Consider the following 14795-nt stretch of genomic DNA (forward strand, 5'->3'; position numbering starts at 1 on the left):
GGCGTGCGGATGGCGCCGCGTCCAGTAGCGGACCAGTTCCGCGGAGGCGACCCCCTCGGTCTCCTCCGTCATGCGCAGGACGACTTCGATGTCCTCGGGGTGCAGGGGACGGTCGTCTACCTCGTCCTCACGGGACCAGGTGCGCAGCCGTGCCAGGGTCTCGCCCTCCCGGAGGAGGTGGAAGAGTTCGTCGGTGACGGTCCATACCCGCTCCTCGGTGCCTCGCGCAACAGGCGCAGGTATACGTCCGCCAGGCGCTGACGCATCGTCACGAGGGCGTCGGGCGCCCGCCGGCGAAGGTCGGCGGCGAGCGTCTCGCGTGCGGTGTCGTGAGGGTGGAGTCCTCGATGGGTGGACTCCATGAAGGGCAGGTCCCTCAGCCAGGAGAAGAGGAGATGGGCGTCCTCCTCGGGCAGCACCGCGGTCAGGAGTTCCTCGGAGGTCGAGTAGGACTGTGCGGCCACCTCCAGGGCACGGCGGTGCGCGGCCGTGGGCACCTCACCGATCAGTCCCGCCCACAGGGTTCGCAGGATGTCGGCCGAGGGGGCCCAGATCTCCTCGCTGCCGCAGCCGGTCGATCCGGCGGCCGCGGCGAGGGACAGGGCCGGCGGATTGCCTCCGGCGAAGCGGAGTACCCGGTCGCGCAGCTCGGGCCGGATCTGTGCCGCGGCCAGCAGACCGCGGGCCTGGTCCGCGGAGAAGGGTTCAAGGACCCCATGGCGGTTCCCGTCCCCCTTCGTCCCAGCACTGGGTGCTGACCCCCAGAGCCGACAACCGCTAGAGCCCCTAACATCCGTTAGGGGTCATAATAGAGTGACGGGCCGTCGGTGCCGCTTCAGACCGACGGCGCCTGTTGCCACCGGACGAGCAGGTCCGGCCAGTCGCTGCGGACCCTGCCGCCCGGAGACGAGTCCGCCGAGGCGACCGGCCCGCGTTCGACTCCCGGGCCAGGGCCAGGGCATGATCCAGTCATGACAACGCTGAAGCCGCGCATCGTACGGGCCGCCGCGCACAACAACGCCGAGTGGTGCGCAGCGATGAGCCGATCGCACGGCCTGACGAGCGAGTTCGGCCCGCAGGCTTGGGCAGCCCCGGCTCGCACGCCGCTGTACTACCCCGACGCGGTGACCCTCGTGCCGGGTGTCGACCCGGCCGCGCTGGCGAAGCGGATCGACACCACGGCGCCCGGCGCCTCCGTCAAGGACTGCTTCGCCGACCTCGACCTGACGGAGGCCGGCTTCCACGTCCTGTTCGAGGCGCAGTGGATCGAGCGGCCGGCGAGTGCACCCGCCGTCGCACCGGGCCTTGCCTGGGACGTGGCGGGCACCCCGGACACGCTGCGGGCCTGGGCACTGGCCTGGGACGACGGGGAAGGCAACGCGGACCTGTTCCGGCCCGAACTGCTCGACGACCCGGCCACCTTCGTGCTCGCCGGACGGTCTCCGGACGGCCGGGTGGTCGCCGGAGCGGTGGCGAGCCGCGGCGACCAAGTGGTCGGAATCTCCAACGTCTTCGCATCGGACGGTGGCCCCGACGCGGCCTGGCCGGTCGTACTGGAGGCGGTGCACCGCCTGTTCCCGACCTTGCCGGCGGTCGGCTACGAGCACGGTGACGGCCTGGAGGCCGCCGTGCGCCACGGCTTCGAGCCGGTCGGTCCACTGCGGATCTGGCTGCACGGATAGAGCGGCTCCACCGCGGTCCGGGTCCGCCGTTCGCGAGCTCCGCCCCCAAGGAGGACGTGACCGCCAGGGTGGGCCCAGCGCACCGGGCGAGGCACATCCGTCCTCTGCACCACCTCGGACGCACACGAGTGGCCGACGTCCCCGAGGCACAGCACAGCCCGACCCGCCGACGACCGAGCGAGTCGAGCCGGGCGGTCAACGCGGTGTCCGGGACCGGGTTCCCAGGAAGATCGCGCTCAGTGCCGCGGCCATGCCGCCGAGCAGACCGGCTGCTTGTGTCGTGGCACCGCGGTCCACGAAGTCCTTGGCGATCCACAGACATCCGCCGAATCCGCTGGCGCCCACCACCACACCAGCGATACGGAAGCGCACGTTGATCATGTCGAGGCGGCGCCGGTGTTCGGCGTCGAGCCGACGCTGATACTGGTCCTCGACTTCCAGAGCGAACCGCTTCTCCACGAGGGACAGTGCGCGTTCCGCGGCGCCTCCGCCGAGCATCGTGTCGTACTTCTGGATGTCCGCCGCAGACGGCAGTTCCCAGGCCCCACCGGCAGGAGTCCGCACATCCGCGTCGCCGTCCCCGGCCTCGGGGGTCACCGGATCGGGGCTCGGACTCGTCATGGTGCGCCCCCCGTGTCCTTGCCTCTCCCCCGTACACCGAGCTCCCCCGGCAGCGGCAGGCCGAGTTCGGCGTGGGCGCGCAGCAGTTCCTCGGCGACGTACCGTCGACTGCGCTCTCGCGAGGGCTCCGGCGGCCGGGTCCGTCCATGCGGCTCATGCGCAGGCCGTGCGCTTCCGGGAGCGAACAGGGCGGGTAGGCCCAGGACCTGCGCGACTCCCTGGGCGAAGGCCCGGCCGGGAGACACGGGGTCTGGTTCCGGTGACGGTACGGCCGGCGACGCGGCACCCTTCACACCGACCGCCCGCTCCTCGGCCGCCGTGCGCCGCACCGCTCGTACGCCCCTGACCACCAGTGCCGTCCAGACGAGGGTGACGCACCCCGCCCACCAGTGTCCGAACACGGCCAGGACCGTGGAGAAGGCGAGCGCGCACAGCCGGACCACCGTGCGCCGCGGCAGGGCACCCGCTCGGCGGCCGGATGCGTCAGGTGCGGATGCCTCCCACGCCTCCCTGGCCTCGTGTGCCCAGCTCTGCCGCACTCTGTCCCAGGGCACCGCCCCCTCGGCGTCGGCTTCCCCCGAGCCGGACGGACGCCGCCACAAGGAGGGTGTCGTCCTGACCGGGCCCGTTCGCCGGGGCTTCGCCGGGGCGATCGGGCCGTGGCCGACACGCCATCGCTGCAGCTGCGGGTCCCAGGGCGCCGTCGTCCCGCTCATGCGGGTCTCCTCGGCGCGAGGCCGCCATGTCCCGCGGCCACGCCGCGTACCGGGCCGGAGGAACGCTCGACGCGCACTCCGTCGCCCCGCAGAAGCACCGCCCGCGCGTCGAGTTCGGAGGTGTCCCAGCCACGTTCCATCAGCGCAATGCGCACAGCGTTCAGGACTCGTTCCCGGATGGTCCCGATATACCTTCTGGCGTCGAGTTCCTGAAACATCGAAGCGTGGCTCTCGGCCCCGACTTCCCGGATCGAGAGAGCAGGTCCCTGAGCCGGCCGCCTTCCCCCTCCGTTCACAGCCACCAACAGGAACCAGCCGACCGTCTGCCACACGTCGACCAGTGCGGAACCGGCCACCGCCGGCGTCCTGACGAGCGCCCGGCCGATCCCGCCCCACAGGGCAGCGGACCCGGGGAGGCGGGCTGCCCGGTCCGCGGAGTGGAAGTCGGTCCGCACCGGGTTCAGGACGTACGAGACGATTTCCAGGGTGACCATCCCCCCTTGTGTGTGCGCTCGTACGAACACGGTCGTGACGACTTCCTCCTGCCAGGCGCCCACCCGGACCCGCAGGAAGTGGCGGCGCGCCTCGCCGCTCTCCTCCACGGCTGCGCGCCGGTGCTCCTCGAAGACGTCCGGGCCGTGCGGTACCTGCTCCCGGCTGAGCAGTCCCTCCGCGGGAAGGAACACGCATTCGTCGATCTCCACCTGCCGCAGCCGGTCGAGGCGCGCCTGCGCGGCCTTCGACGAACCCGGTTGCGCCGGGTGGCGCAGCGTCGCCAGCTGGGTCTCGATGTGGTCCAGCAGCCAGCCGTTGCCCAGGGGTTCTTCAGGATCGAGCGGTGCCGTACGAGCGCCCGGAGCGGCTCGCAGCTCCACCGTCAGCGTCCACGCCTCCTGCAGGGTGCCCATCCCCCGGAACGGATCGGCCATGTCGTACAGGATCAGGGGCGAGTGCTGCTCCCGCCGGATGCGATCCCCGATCCACTGCAGACGGGCGGAAGTGACATGTTCCGCGGGGTCGCGCGCCGGGTCGGCGAACACCTCCGGAGCGAGGTCGCCGCGCAGCACCCGGTCCAGGTGCCTCTGCCGCAGCACGACGCAACAAGCCGTCACCGCCAGACAGCACAACGCGATCCAGCCGTCCAAGGCGTCCCACGGGAGCAGGGTCGAGTCGTCGTGACCGTACGAGCCGTACGAGGTCTGCGCAGGGCCGAAGAACGCGACGTACGCGACGGTGTAGAGCCCGGCCCCGAACGCGGTTCTGCCGGCCCAGCGCAGCACCGCGCCCCGGCCCCTGCGGCTGCGGGCGGCGAGCAGGGCACAGCCAGGGAGCAGGACCGGCACGAGCATGCCGGTCAGCAAGAACCCCACCAGCCACACCATCAGCACCAGTGCCGCCCAGGCGAGACCGATGCGCCGGGCGCGTAGGGCATGGATCAGGACCCGTCGGGCGTCGAAGCCGGCCGAGGGGGCGATCACACGTTGGTCGTGCGCGTACAGCTCGTCGAGCACCGCATCGCGGTACGCGTCGTCCACATAGACACCCACGCACGACAACCGGGTCGCCTCACTGCAGTGCGGTGGCATGGCGTGGGTCAATGAGCCTCTCCCTGCGATAACCGTCCCGCCGCTGAGGCGAGTTGACACACACGATTGAAGCGCGAATCCAGAGGATAGCGTCCGATGTGGCCGAAAGGGCCCTATCGGTGGGGATCTGACGATGCCCGCGACGAAGCGGTTCAACCCTGTGCGAGATCACCAACAACCCTCCCGCCAGCGGACGTTCGACCGGGGCGACGCAGATACCGCAGGTGCGCGCGGCACACCGACAGCCGCGGCCCGGGCGGGCCGGCGGGCGGCGATCAGGTGCACGCCGCCGTCGTCCTGCGTCAGGCGGAGGGCGTGTGATGCGGATCCGCCGGGTCCGGATCCGGGTGACGACGGCGTCCGGTCAGCGTGCAGTGGACGTCGACGACGCCCGGTACCGCCCGCGCGAGCAGAGTGGCGAGCGGCACGAACGCCCCGTCGTCCACGCAGCCGGTGAACGTCACGACCCCGTCGTGCACCTCGACGCCCACGGGCGCCAGGGACGTGCCGCAGAGGCGTACGACGACCGGCAACCGCTTGACCCTGCTGCGGGCCATGGCGCGCGCGGCATGGGCGAGGATGGCGTCAGGTGCCACGGTGACGGCCTGAGCCGTCATCAGCCACTGGCGGTCACCGCGTCCGCCTTGCGGACGTCGGCGCGGTATCGCGCCCGTCCGTGGCGATCCGGGTCACCCGCGGCGTACTCCTCCTTGGGCAGCCTGGCCTTCGGTCATGACCGGCATGGCCCTCCCGGTCAGGCCGCGCGTACGGCGACTTCCGCGTGCTGTTCCCCGCCGAGCACCACCTTCAGCGCACCGGTGTCGGCCGCCCCGGAGAAGACGTCGTACGCCTCTTCCATGTGGTCCAGCGGGAAGGTGTGGGTGACCAGCTGTCCGGTAGGGAGCCGGCCTGCGGCGGCCATCCGCAGCAGTGTGGGCGTGGAGGAGGTGTCCACCAGGCCGGTCGTGATGGTCACGTTCTTGATCCACAGGTCTTCGAGGTGCAGCGTGGCGGGCTTGCCGTGCACGCCGATGTTGGCCACGTGGCCGCCGGGGCGGACCATCCGGGTGCACAGCTCGAAGCTCTCCGGCACGCCGACCGCCTCGATCACCACGTCCGCCCCCAGCCCGTCGGTCAGGTCGGCCACCAGCGTGCCGGGGTCCTCGCCGACGGCCGCGATCGCGTCGGCGCCGAGCCGGTGGGCGGCCTCCAGCCGAGCCGGAGCCAGGTCGACGGCGATGATCCGCTCGGGCGCGAACAGGCGCGCCGTGACGACGACCGCGAGGCCGATGGGTCCGGCGCCGACGACGACCACGGTGTCACCGGGCCGCACGTGCCCGTTGAGGACGCCGACCTCGTAGGACGTCGGAAAGATGTCCGCGAGCAGCACGGCGTCCTCGCTGCGGAGGGTGCCCGGCAGCGGGTGGACGGACAGATCGGCGCAGGGGACGCGGACGTACTCGGACTGGGTGCCGTCGATCAGGTGGCCGAGGATCCAGCCTCCGCCGCCACGGCACTGACCGTAGGCGCTCTCCCGGCAGAACCGGCAGCGTCCGCAGGCGGTGATGCAGGAGAGCAGCACTCTGTCGCCCGGCCGTACGGTGCGTACGTCGCTGCCGGTCCCGACGATCTCGCCGACCGCTTCGTGGCCCAGCACGGTGCCGGGGCGGACCTCGGGCACGTCCCCCTTGAGGATATGCAGGTCGGTGCCACAGATGGTCACGGCACCGACCTTCACGATCGCATCGGTGGGCTCCTTGATGGCCGGGTCCGGCACGTCCTGCCAGGACGCCTGTCCGGGACCGTGGAAGACGAAGCCTTTCATCGGATCCTCACCCCTTGCGTCGTACGCCTCTTCGGCCCGCACGTTCAGCTTGGCCGGTGGGTGAGGGGTGCCGCTTGAGCCGTCCGGCCCCTGTCGGCCAGGGCCCGGATGGGCCCTGGTGGCGGGGCGCCCGGGACCGGGTGGCCTGCCACGGGGCCCCTCGGCCCCTGTGGGCGCCGCTCCGCCGGCGTCACCGTCGAAGGAGTCGTCACGACGCGGAGGTGTCCCGTCATGAGCAGCACCCGGTGGTTGTGGCGGTGGCGGAGCAGTCCGCTGCGTCGGCGCGAGGACGTCGCCGAAGCCTGGATCATCCTGGTCGTGTGGGTGGTCGTGGTGATCGGTGGGGCGGTGGCCGGACTGGTGACGGCCCGCAGCGCCGAGCGCGAGTTCGCGGCGCAGCGCCTCTACCGGCATCCCGTCCGAGCCGTCCTGGTCTCGGACGCCCCGCACGGCGTCACCGGGCACTGGCCGACGGAAGGCCGTGTCCAGGCCCGGGTGCGCTGGACGGCTCCCGACGGGGCCTCCCGCGGCGGGCTCACGCTGGTGGACGGCGGCCTGAAGGCCGGGGCCGGGGTGGCGGCCTGGCAGGACGACCGGGGCCGGCTCCTGCTCACACCGCCGACCGGCCGGACCGAAGGGCATGCCGAGGCCGCCTTCTTCGCTGCCGCGGCCGCCCTCGCCGTCGCGGCACCGGTCTTCGGCGCGGGTGCCGTCGCACGAGCGCGGCTCGACCGGCGCCGCATGGCCCACTGGGATCAGGAGTGGAATCTGGTGGGACGGCGGAGGGGCCCGAAGACGGGCTGATCCGTGGCGCGAGAGCCGGTTCCCCGCACTGGGACATGCCGGCCGGCGATACGCGTGGACTCGCACCACGGAGTGCGCGTGTGCGGTGGCTACCGCCCGTACGGCTCCCAGGCGGGCTCGGGTACGACCGCCACCGGGCAGTCCTCGGGGTGGAGCACGCCGCGGGCGACGCGGCCCCGTTGGAGGCCTGAGTGGCGCGGGCGCCGCCGGGCGCCGACGACGAGCAGGTCGGCCTCACGGAACACCGCCGGCGTGGCCCTCGACCGTCGCCGCCGTGTCTGCAAGCGATGGTGCAGCGGCCGGCGCCAAGCCGGGACGGCCTCCTGCGGGCCCCCGCGCAGCACGGCCTCCTCGACCGCGATCCGTACGGCGGCCGAGCCCACCGGCTTGTGACCCACCCCCAGGACGATGCGGGCGCTTGCCCCTGGGTTCACCCGGTGGTCGATCTCGGACGACCTCTTGGGACGGCTTGCCGAGGCCGGAGGCCACGGAGGTGTCCTCGTAGCGCTCCCAGAGCGGGGCGGACACCAACCGGAGCGACGCCCCGCGCTGGGCCGCCTGGTCGGCAGCCCAGTCCACGGCCCGCGGACTCGGCCCGGAGCCGTCGACGCCGACGACCACCGGCAGGTCCAGGAGCTCGCCGAAGTCGTGCACGGCCGGTGTGCTCATGTCCTCCGTCTCCTCGGGTGTCCGGTCAGCTGTGCGGAACGACCGCGACGGGGGCGGCGATGTGGTGCAGCGCGGAGTGCGTGACATGGCCGATGCGGGGGCCGAAGAGGCTGGTGCGGATGCGCCGGCCGACGACCACCAGGGAGGCGTCACGGGAGTCGTTGACGAGGACCTGTGGTGCGCTTCCGCACCGGCTCGCCTCGGAGACCTCGACGTCCGGGAACTTCTCCCGCCAGGGACGCAGCACCTTGCTCAGGAGGGCGGCCTGACCGCGGTCCAGCGAGTCGTAGAGTTCGGCGTCGCCGGAGAATCGGTAGAAGGAGGTCGGCGGCTCGGGCCAGGCGTGGACGGCGCGCAGGGCGGCTTTCCGGCATGCGGCGGCGTCGAAGGCGAACTCCAGCAGCGTGTCGTCCGGGTGATCGAGGTCGAGGCCGAGCACGACGGGCCGCAACGGCGCCGCAGCGGACGGCACCCCCGCCGGGTCCGTCCTGTGCTCGTCGTCGGCCTGCTCCCCCGCACGCACCAGCACCACCGGGCGCTCGGCCCGGGCCACGATGCCCAGACTCACCGAGCCGACCATGAACCCCGCCAGCCCACCGAGAGCCCGCGAACCCAGCACCAGCAGTTCGGCGAAGCCAGCCGCCTCGCACAGCACGTCGGCCACGGTCCCCGTGAGCTGCTCGGTGATCACCTCGACGCCCGGGTGCCGCAGCCGGATCCCTTCCGCCGACTCGTGTGTCAACTGCTCGGCCCAGTGCTGGTATCGCTCCAGGTCCAGCAGCGGGGTCCGGGCCACATACCTGGGCGTCGGCTCCTGGACGTGCACGATCTTCAGGGGCAGACCGCGCAGCAGCGCTTCGCGCGCAGCCCACTCGGCTGCCGCCCGGCTCTCGGGCGAGTCGTCGACACCTACCGTGATGGCTCGGGACATGGTCTCCGCCTCCCGGGTGAGGGTTCCGACCTCAGGGTGGCGCCGCGGGGCCTGCGCGATCAGAGGCCGGTCGGCCCCATCGGGGCCCGACCGACCCTCTGCCGTGCGGAAGCCGATCGGTGTCGTCCGAGGGCCGGGCAGCCCCTGGCACCTTCCCGGCCTCCCGGCACACGCTGGAAGAGCCGGACACCCATCAAGGCGCTTACGGAGTCACCATGTACGGCACCCCGCACCTCGTCACTGACGTGATGACCCAGACGGTCGCCGCCGTCGGTCGTCGGGCCCCCTTCAAGGAGATCGTGCAGCTGATGCAGGACTGGCAGATCAGCGCCCTGCCCGTGATCGAGGGCGAGGGCCGGGTGGTCGGCGTGGTCTCGGAGGCCGACCTGCTGCCCAAGGAGGAACTCCGGGACGACCCCGATGGTGGCCGTCTGCAGCTGCGTCAGCCCGTCGATGTGGCGAGGGCGGCCGCCCTCACGGCGGGAGACCTCATGTCGTCCCCCGCCGTCACGGTCCGGGCCGACGCCACTCTCGCCGAGGCCGCGCGCATCATGGCGCACGAAGGGGTCAAGAGGCTGCCCGTGGTGGACGACGCAGGGCTGCTGGCGGGTGTCGTCAGCCGGGCCGACCTGCTCAAGGTGTTCCTGCGCGATGACGAGGACATCGCCGAGGAGGTACGGCGCGAGGTCGCGTCGTTCCTGTTCCCGCCGCCGTCGGCCGTGCGTGTGGAGGTGCACGACGGTGTCGTGACGCTCACCGGCCGGATCCGTGACACCGCCCTCGTGCCCGTCGCGGCGCGCTTGGTCAGGTCCGTCGAAGGGGTCGTAGACGTGGAGTTCGACCTCGCTCACGACAGCACCACGCGTCGGCCGGAAGGCGCACCGCCACGGGGGCACTGGGCCGGTCGGCCCTGAGCTTGTCGGTTGACCTGCGACGTCGAGCGCAGGTCGAACTCGATCAGCGTTCTCGCTGTTCACGGGCACTCACTGCAGGACCTGGCCTCCGGCCCACTGAACGCCGTATTCCTGATCGCCCTGACACGCGGTTTCGCGGCCCCGCTGTGCGCCGTTGTGTACTGCTGTTGGGTGCCATGGGGAAGGCCGGCACCCGGGTCGGGGTGCCGGCCTCTGCCTCCGGAACGAGGAGCTCGGATTCCGGATTTCCCGAATCGTTTAGTTGTACCAGGCGCTGCCGACCTGCATGCTCCCGTTGGAGATGGAGATGGCGACCTGGTGCGTGCTGTCGTGGTAGTACGGCGAGCCCGCGGAGCCGCTCGAATACGGAGCGACGCTGAAGCTTTGAGCGACCGGCGGGTTACCAGTCGCGTTGCGCTGCCAGAACGACATCCAGCACGTGTTGGGGCCGGTGGACTGGAGCGTCGCGGTTGCCAAGTTGGAAGAGCCGCCGCCGTCCAGGTGCAGCTTGCCCACACACCCGGGGACAGTGAGCGTCACCGTGCCGGTGGAACCCGCGTAGGCCGTGCCCCCCGTTCCCAGCACAGCAAGCAGGCCGGCACCGATGGACATCGCCGCAGCTCGTCGCAGTGAACGAGTCATGAATTGCCCTCCAGGACAGGAAATCCGGTTCTTGTTTGCCCTCGGCAGTGTTGTGCCGTGGTGCCTACGCATCGTTTCGGTTGCGCGCGACCGCGGGTAGCTTTCGCCATGTACGCGCAAAAGCCCTGGTGGGGAAGTCAAGTGCGAGGAGGCAGGCTTTGATACGGATTCATCTCGGGTCCGAGGGCTTGGGCCGGGTCGGGATCTGCGCCCTCCCGGACTTCGACGCCGAACTCACGGCAGCCGGGAGGACTCACGCCCGCAGCGGCCGGCCTCAGGACCTGCTGACGCAGCTCTATGCACGCAGCGTTTCGCCGGATCTAGCTGCGGGTGTGAGCCCCCTCTACCTCTCCCACTTGTTCGCCTGCCGCAGTCCCACGCCCTTCACCAAGGCGCTCGCCGAGGGCGATGAGCGGGCCGGCGGCGCCCTGGCGAACGCCATCGACCACCTGCGCGGCACCGCCGTCGAGCCACAGCGGTCGGGCATCCGGTCTGCGGTCGCAACCAGGACCGTCAGCCTGTCCCACCGATACGTCGCCGGCGGAGCCTCGGCGATGCTCCGACAGCTCGGACACGGCATCCGTCTCCGTCGCGGCGTTCTGGAACTGCCGACGTCCTTCGACGCGGACCTTGAACTCGACCAGCGCTTGCTGCAGATCCAGTCAGTCGCCCTCAGCCAACGGGTCACCCTGGCCGAGCCGGCAGGCGATCACCTGACCATCCGGATCCCCGCGGGATCCGCTCCACGAACCGAGCCAGGCCAGGAAGCGGCGCTCCGGTCCTTACTGGGCGCCGGGAGAGCGGCAGCGCTGGAGTGCATCGTCGCGTCCGGCGGAGTCACCGGGCGGCAACTGGCATCACAGCTCGGCGTGTCGAACACGGCAGCAAGCCGGCACGCTGCGGTGCTACGGCGTGCGGGTCTGATCCGAACCCTGCGTAGGGGGCAGGCAGTCGAGCACATCGCCACCTCCCTGGGATATCACCTGGCACAACCGGAAACGCCGATGGCGCCGTGACCGCGACCCCGGGGCGAGCCAATGCTGATCAAGTTCGACCCGCGTTCGACGTCGCAGGTCAAACGACAAGCCAAGAGCGTGTATCGAATGTCCCGGCGTCGGATGGGCGCCTGGGCGACGGTCCGCCTCCGGGCCTAGGACCTGCGCCCCATGCGTACCGTGAACCTGCTGGCTAAGGTCGGCACCCATGCACGCCATGGAGATCATTCCCCGCACCACAGCGGAGCGCAGGCGGGACACCCTGGAAAGGCTCAGCTCGGAGCGCGACATATGGGTGTCGACGGCCCACCCCGACCACGGCCCGCATCAGGTGCCACTGTGGTTCCTGTGGGACGGGCAGGCGGCGTGGCTGTGTACCGGCGCAGACTCCGCGACCGCGCGCAACGCACGCAAGGAACCGCGCGTACGGCTGGCGCTGCCAGATACCTTCGACGTGGTGCTGCTGCAAGGGGAGGCGACGTGCCATCCCGCGCGGGAAGTGCCAAAGGATGCCGCAGATGCGTTCGCGGACAAGTTCGCCTGGGATCCGCGCATGGAGAAGGCCCCCTTCCTGTACCTGCGCGTGACACCGCAGACAGTGCGCGCCTGGCGCGGAGTACCGGAACTGCGCGGCAGGGTCGTGATGCGCGACGGGACGTGGCTGGGATAGCCCGGGCCCGCTGGGAATGTGCTGGTCACAGCCGATCGTCGCCTCGTGGCGGACCATGAGTCTGTCGTATCGCGTGGCAACGGCACGGTACCTGTGGAGGCGGTTGATCCCGGGTGAGGAGGTCACCGAGGACCCGGGGGTGGGTCGTGCCCGGTTTGTCGACGGGTACGGCGATGCCGTCGAGGGTGGGGACGTGCATTGCCCGAAGGAGCAGGCCGCCGTCGGCGTGCGGGATCGAACCGAGCCATGCGGTGCCGTCGGGGATGCGGGCCAGGATGTCGGCGACGGGCCGTCCGTCGGCGTCGAGCAGTTCCGCGGGCCGGTACGGGCGCATCCACTGCTCCAACTGCCTCGGGTGCACCGGATTCCCGCGAGGGCCGGCGAGCGGTACCTGGTGCGCGCGCCAGGTACCTCGACCGACAAGCGCGGTCTCACACGGACGGCCGGCCCTCCCCTCCCCCGTTGGGCGTCACCGGTTACGGGTTCACCCGGCAGCCCCTTCCGCTAGGCCCGGTAGCGGTAGCGGATCCGGCCGCGGGTGAGGTCGTAGGGGCTGAGTTCCACGAGCACGCGGTCGTACGGAAGGATCTTGATGTAGTTCTTCCGGATCTTCCCGCTGATGTGGGCGAGCACCGTGTGCCCGTTCTGGAGCTCCACCTTGAAGGTGGCATTGCGCAGGCACTCGACGACGGTGCCCTCGACTTCTACGCCACCTGAAGTTTTCGTCATGGTCTCTCGTTTCTCCGTCCTTGTGACGGTGTAGTCGCACGGGAATGCATGCGGTGCGCGGGTCACCGCGCCTGTTTCGGAATCGGCTCGGTCGGTCGCTCGTGCGGTGTGGCGGGGCGTCAGCGGCGTACGAACTCCACCGTGCTGCCCGCCCGCCGGGCGCCGATGCCCTCGAACAGGGCGGTGGCCGCCGCGTTGGCCTCGTTCACCTCGGCCCAGGCCGCAGCGGTCCCGGAGCGGTGCAGCGAGCCCAGCGCGTGGGCCAGCAGCGCCCGGGCGATGCCGTGGCGGTGCCTGTCGGCCCGGACGGCGATCAGCCCGATCCTCGGCTGCCGGGTCAGCGGCGCCACCCGGACCAGTCCCACGTACTGGCCCAGGTGCCGTGCCACCGCGTACTTCGACGGGTCGAGCACGCTGGTCCCCGCGGGGCGGGGCAGCACCTCGGCCGGCATCGTGTGCCATCCGACCGCGGCCTCGACCTCGTCGCGGATGATGCTGTCCAGGGCGCGCAGCGGGCCCTCTTCCGCCTCACCGGCGGGCACGATCGTCACGCCCGACGGGGGCCGCACCGAGCCGAGCCCGGTGACCTGCGGATCGGTGGGCACGCGATAGCCCCACTCGCGGCGTACGGCGGTGAAGCCGGCCCGCTCCCAGGCGGCCGTCGAGTCCTGGTCGGCCTCGTCGGCCACGGTGTACAGCGGTGTCGGCAGGTCCGCCCGCATCGCGTCGGCGATGCGATCGAAGACCGCGCCGTGCCAGGCGTCGATGCTGATGAACAGCCGTCCGTCGGGCCGACGCGAGGCGTCACCGCGGCCGACCACCAGGTCGTCCTCCAGGGCGTGCCACTGTGTGTCCGAAATCCGCGTGACCACGACCGCGTGGTCGCCTGTGCCCGAGGTGAAGTGCACAGAGTTCATAGGTGCGTTCATAGGTGTTGCCTTTCAGGAGTGCCTTGTTCGAGGCGCTCCCGGCGACACCAACGTCAATCGCCCACCGTGACGAAAAGGGGGAGCACCCACTGGGATACAGCCTTCATGGGTCTCACCTCCTCGCGTTCTCCCACGGCTGCCCTGACGGTACCAGCGGGGGATCGGCCGCCCCAACCCATTTAACGTGGCCCGGCCTCCTCACCGGTCGAGCCCAGGTACCTGGCAACCCTGCGGATGCGTGAGGCATCTGTGGGCTGGGCCGCACCGGTTAATCGCGCGCAGTGTGCTTAGCGTCCGCCCTATCGTGTCCGCTGCCGTCCACACCGGACGGGCTCAACGGGAGGGACGCCGGAGTGCCGGACGCGTACGAGGTCATGCTGGATGCCGAGTTGAGCAAGGCGTTCGACGTGTGGTCCAGCTATCTGAACGCCCACACAGGCGAGGACCCCGAGGCCCGCGCACGACTACGCTCCACCTTGGAGTCGGCTCGCGCGGCGGCCGCCGACGATCCCGTATCTGCACGCGGCCTGGTCGCGGACATGTACGACGACGCCCGAGAAGCAGGCCTCCCCTGGGCTCCGGTGTCGCCGAGCGCCTGTGAGGCGGATCAGCAGGCGCGTGACTACGCCAAGGACGAGCTTCGGCAAGTGCTTCCTCTGCACGTGCGCGAGGAACTCGACAGCATCGCGCTCCACCTACGGGTCACGGGCCGCCGCCTCCAAGAACGCTCCCGACCTCGACGTCGCCGCCCGCCAGGACGTCCTCTACCTCGCGGCCCGCGCTTGGATGGCCCTCGACCTCGCTCACCCGGCGGCAGCGCGCCGTGAACTCGAACGCCTTGCGGCAATCGCGCGCCGCCGGGGCGTGGAGCCGTGAGCGCGGGCCGGGTCGCGCCGCGGGGCCCCCACTGCTGGGCAGGCGTGTGATTCCAGGCTATCGGGAGCCGCCTCGGCTGCTCCGCGAGCTCCGTTTCCCCGGAGTGGGGGGACGGAGCCGATGGTGACCACACGACCACCGGGCCGGGCCACCCGATATGACGAGCGTGGGTACGTCTACCTCGGCGCCGTCACCGCTGCCGCAGT

At 71.2% G+C, this 14795-nt stretch carries 16 protein-coding genes and 2 pseudogenes; 6 read left to right on the plus strand and 12 right to left on the minus strand.

All coding sequences use genetic code 11. The features are described 5' to 3' along the window. Positions 1-116: 116 nt before the first annotated feature. On the minus strand, positions 117-497 hold the full coding sequence (locus IO33_RS0116055; protein ID WP_031165232.1) for a hypothetical protein: 381 nt from the start codon (positions 495-497) through the stop codon (positions 117-119). Between the two features lie 474 nt (positions 498-971). Between IO33_RS0116055 and IO33_RS0116060 the strand changes: the two genes are divergently transcribed. Then, positions 972-1682 carry a hypothetical protein gene (locus IO33_RS0116060; protein ID WP_031165234.1) on the plus strand — a complete coding sequence of 237 codons (711 nt, stop codon included), beginning with the start codon at positions 972-974 and terminating at the stop codon, positions 1680-1682. Between the two features lie 195 nt (positions 1683-1877). On the opposite strand, the gene IO33_RS0116065 is transcribed toward IO33_RS0116060, so the two are convergent. The 5 genes from IO33_RS0116065 to IO33_RS0116085 form a co-directional block, all read right to left on the minus strand. Further along, entirely contained in the window at positions 1878-2303 is a 426-nt protein-coding gene (locus IO33_RS0116065; RefSeq protein WP_031165236.1) for a hypothetical protein, read from the minus strand. Further along, on the minus strand, positions 2300-3019 hold the full coding sequence (locus tag IO33_RS50435; protein ID WP_157857861.1) for a hypothetical protein: 720 nt from the start codon (positions 3017-3019) through the stop codon (positions 2300-2302). The genes IO33_RS0116065 and IO33_RS50435 overlap by 4 nt, the downstream gene beginning before the upstream one ends. Further along, the gene (locus IO33_RS0116075; protein ID WP_051926788.1) at positions 3016-4566 is read right to left on the minus strand and encodes a hypothetical protein; all 1551 of its coding nucleotides are present in this window, start codon (positions 4564-4566) and stop codon (positions 3016-3018) included. Before IO33_RS0116075 ends, IO33_RS50435 begins: the two co-directional genes overlap by 4 nt. A 341-nt stretch (positions 4567-4907) precedes the next feature. After that, positions 4908-5201 (minus strand): BON domain-containing protein, encoded by a 294-nt coding sequence (locus IO33_RS44185; RefSeq protein WP_245235804.1) that lies wholly within the window; start codon positions 5199-5201, stop codon positions 4908-4910. 158 nt (positions 5202-5359) lie between these two features. Continuing rightward, positions 5360-6430, minus strand: coding sequence for a zinc-dependent alcohol dehydrogenase family protein (locus tag IO33_RS0116085; protein WP_031165243.1), 1071 nt, complete (start codon positions 6428-6430; stop codon positions 5360-5362). 231 nt (positions 6431-6661) lie between these two features. Between IO33_RS0116085 and IO33_RS0116090 the strand changes: the two genes are divergently transcribed. Continuing rightward, a complete protein-coding gene (locus tag IO33_RS0116090; RefSeq protein WP_031165245.1) occupies positions 6662-7234 on the plus strand; it encodes an Rv1733c family protein in 573 nt (190 codons plus the stop codon). 89 nt (positions 7235-7323) lie between these two features. Here IO33_RS0116090 and IO33_RS46635 read toward each other — a convergent pair. Together IO33_RS46635 and IO33_RS0116100 are read right to left on the minus strand one after the other, a co-directional pair. Then, a pseudogene (locus tag IO33_RS46635) lies at positions 7324-7903 on the minus strand (universal stress protein). Between the two features lie 25 nt (positions 7904-7928). Further along, positions 7929-8834: a universal stress protein gene (locus tag IO33_RS0116100; RefSeq protein ID WP_031165249.1), complete on the minus strand. Its 906-nt coding sequence runs from the start codon at positions 8832-8834 to the stop codon at positions 7929-7931. 215 nt (positions 8835-9049) lie between these two features. Here IO33_RS0116100 and IO33_RS0116105 point away from each other — a divergent pair, with 215 nt between their 5' ends. After that, positions 9050-9748: a CBS domain-containing protein gene (locus tag IO33_RS0116105; RefSeq protein ID WP_031165251.1), complete on the plus strand. Its 699-nt coding sequence runs from the start codon at positions 9050-9052 to the stop codon at positions 9746-9748. 258 nt (positions 9749-10006) lie between these two features. On the opposite strand, the gene IO33_RS0116110 is transcribed toward IO33_RS0116105, so the two are convergent. Beyond that, positions 10007-10360, minus strand: a complete 354-nt coding sequence (locus tag IO33_RS0116110; RefSeq protein ID WP_031165253.1) for a hypothetical protein — start codon at positions 10358-10360, stop codon at positions 10007-10009. A 362-nt stretch (positions 10361-10722) separates the two neighbouring features. Between IO33_RS0116110 and IO33_RS0116115 the strand changes: the two genes are divergently transcribed. Both IO33_RS0116115 and IO33_RS0116120 read left to right on the plus strand, forming a co-directional pair. Then, positions 10723-11406, plus strand: a complete 684-nt coding sequence (locus IO33_RS0116115; RefSeq protein WP_245235805.1) for an ArsR/SmtB family transcription factor — start codon at positions 10723-10725, stop codon at positions 11404-11406. A 187-nt stretch (positions 11407-11593) separates the two neighbouring features. Continuing rightward, positions 11594-12055 carry a pyridoxamine 5'-phosphate oxidase family protein gene (locus tag IO33_RS0116120; protein ID WP_031165257.1) on the plus strand — a complete coding sequence of 154 codons (462 nt, stop codon included), beginning with the start codon at positions 11594-11596 and terminating at the stop codon, positions 12053-12055. A 109-nt stretch (positions 12056-12164) separates the two neighbouring features. On the opposite strand, the pseudogene IO33_RS0116125 reads toward IO33_RS0116120, so the two are convergent. The 3 genes and pseudogenes from IO33_RS0116125 to IO33_RS0116135 form a co-directional block, all read right to left on the minus strand. Then, a pseudogene (locus IO33_RS0116125) lies at positions 12165-12500 on the minus strand (phosphoketolase family protein); the annotation flags it as partial. Positions 12501-12559: 59 nt separating this feature from the next. Then, positions 12560-12784: a translation initiation factor IF-1 gene (gene infA / locus IO33_RS0116130; RefSeq protein ID WP_031165262.1), complete on the minus strand. Its 225-nt coding sequence runs from the start codon at positions 12782-12784 to the stop codon at positions 12560-12562. A gap of 119 nt (positions 12785-12903) precedes the next feature. Further along, positions 12904-13701 (minus strand): GNAT family N-acetyltransferase, encoded by a 798-nt coding sequence (locus IO33_RS0116135; protein ID WP_031165264.1) that lies wholly within the window; start codon positions 13699-13701, stop codon positions 12904-12906. Between the two features lie 630 nt (positions 13702-14331). On the opposite strand from IO33_RS0116135, the gene IO33_RS52435 reads away from it, so the two are divergent. Further along, positions 14332-14589, plus strand: a complete 258-nt coding sequence (locus IO33_RS52435) for a divergent polysaccharide deacetylase family protein (protein ID WP_245235806.1) — start codon at positions 14332-14334, stop codon at positions 14587-14589. Positions 14590-14795 lie beyond the last annotated feature (206 nt).

It is taken from the genome of Streptomyces durhamensis, from assembly GCF_000725475.1.
GTDB lineage: Bacteria > Actinomycetota > Actinomycetes > Streptomycetales > Streptomycetaceae > Streptomyces > Streptomyces filipinensis.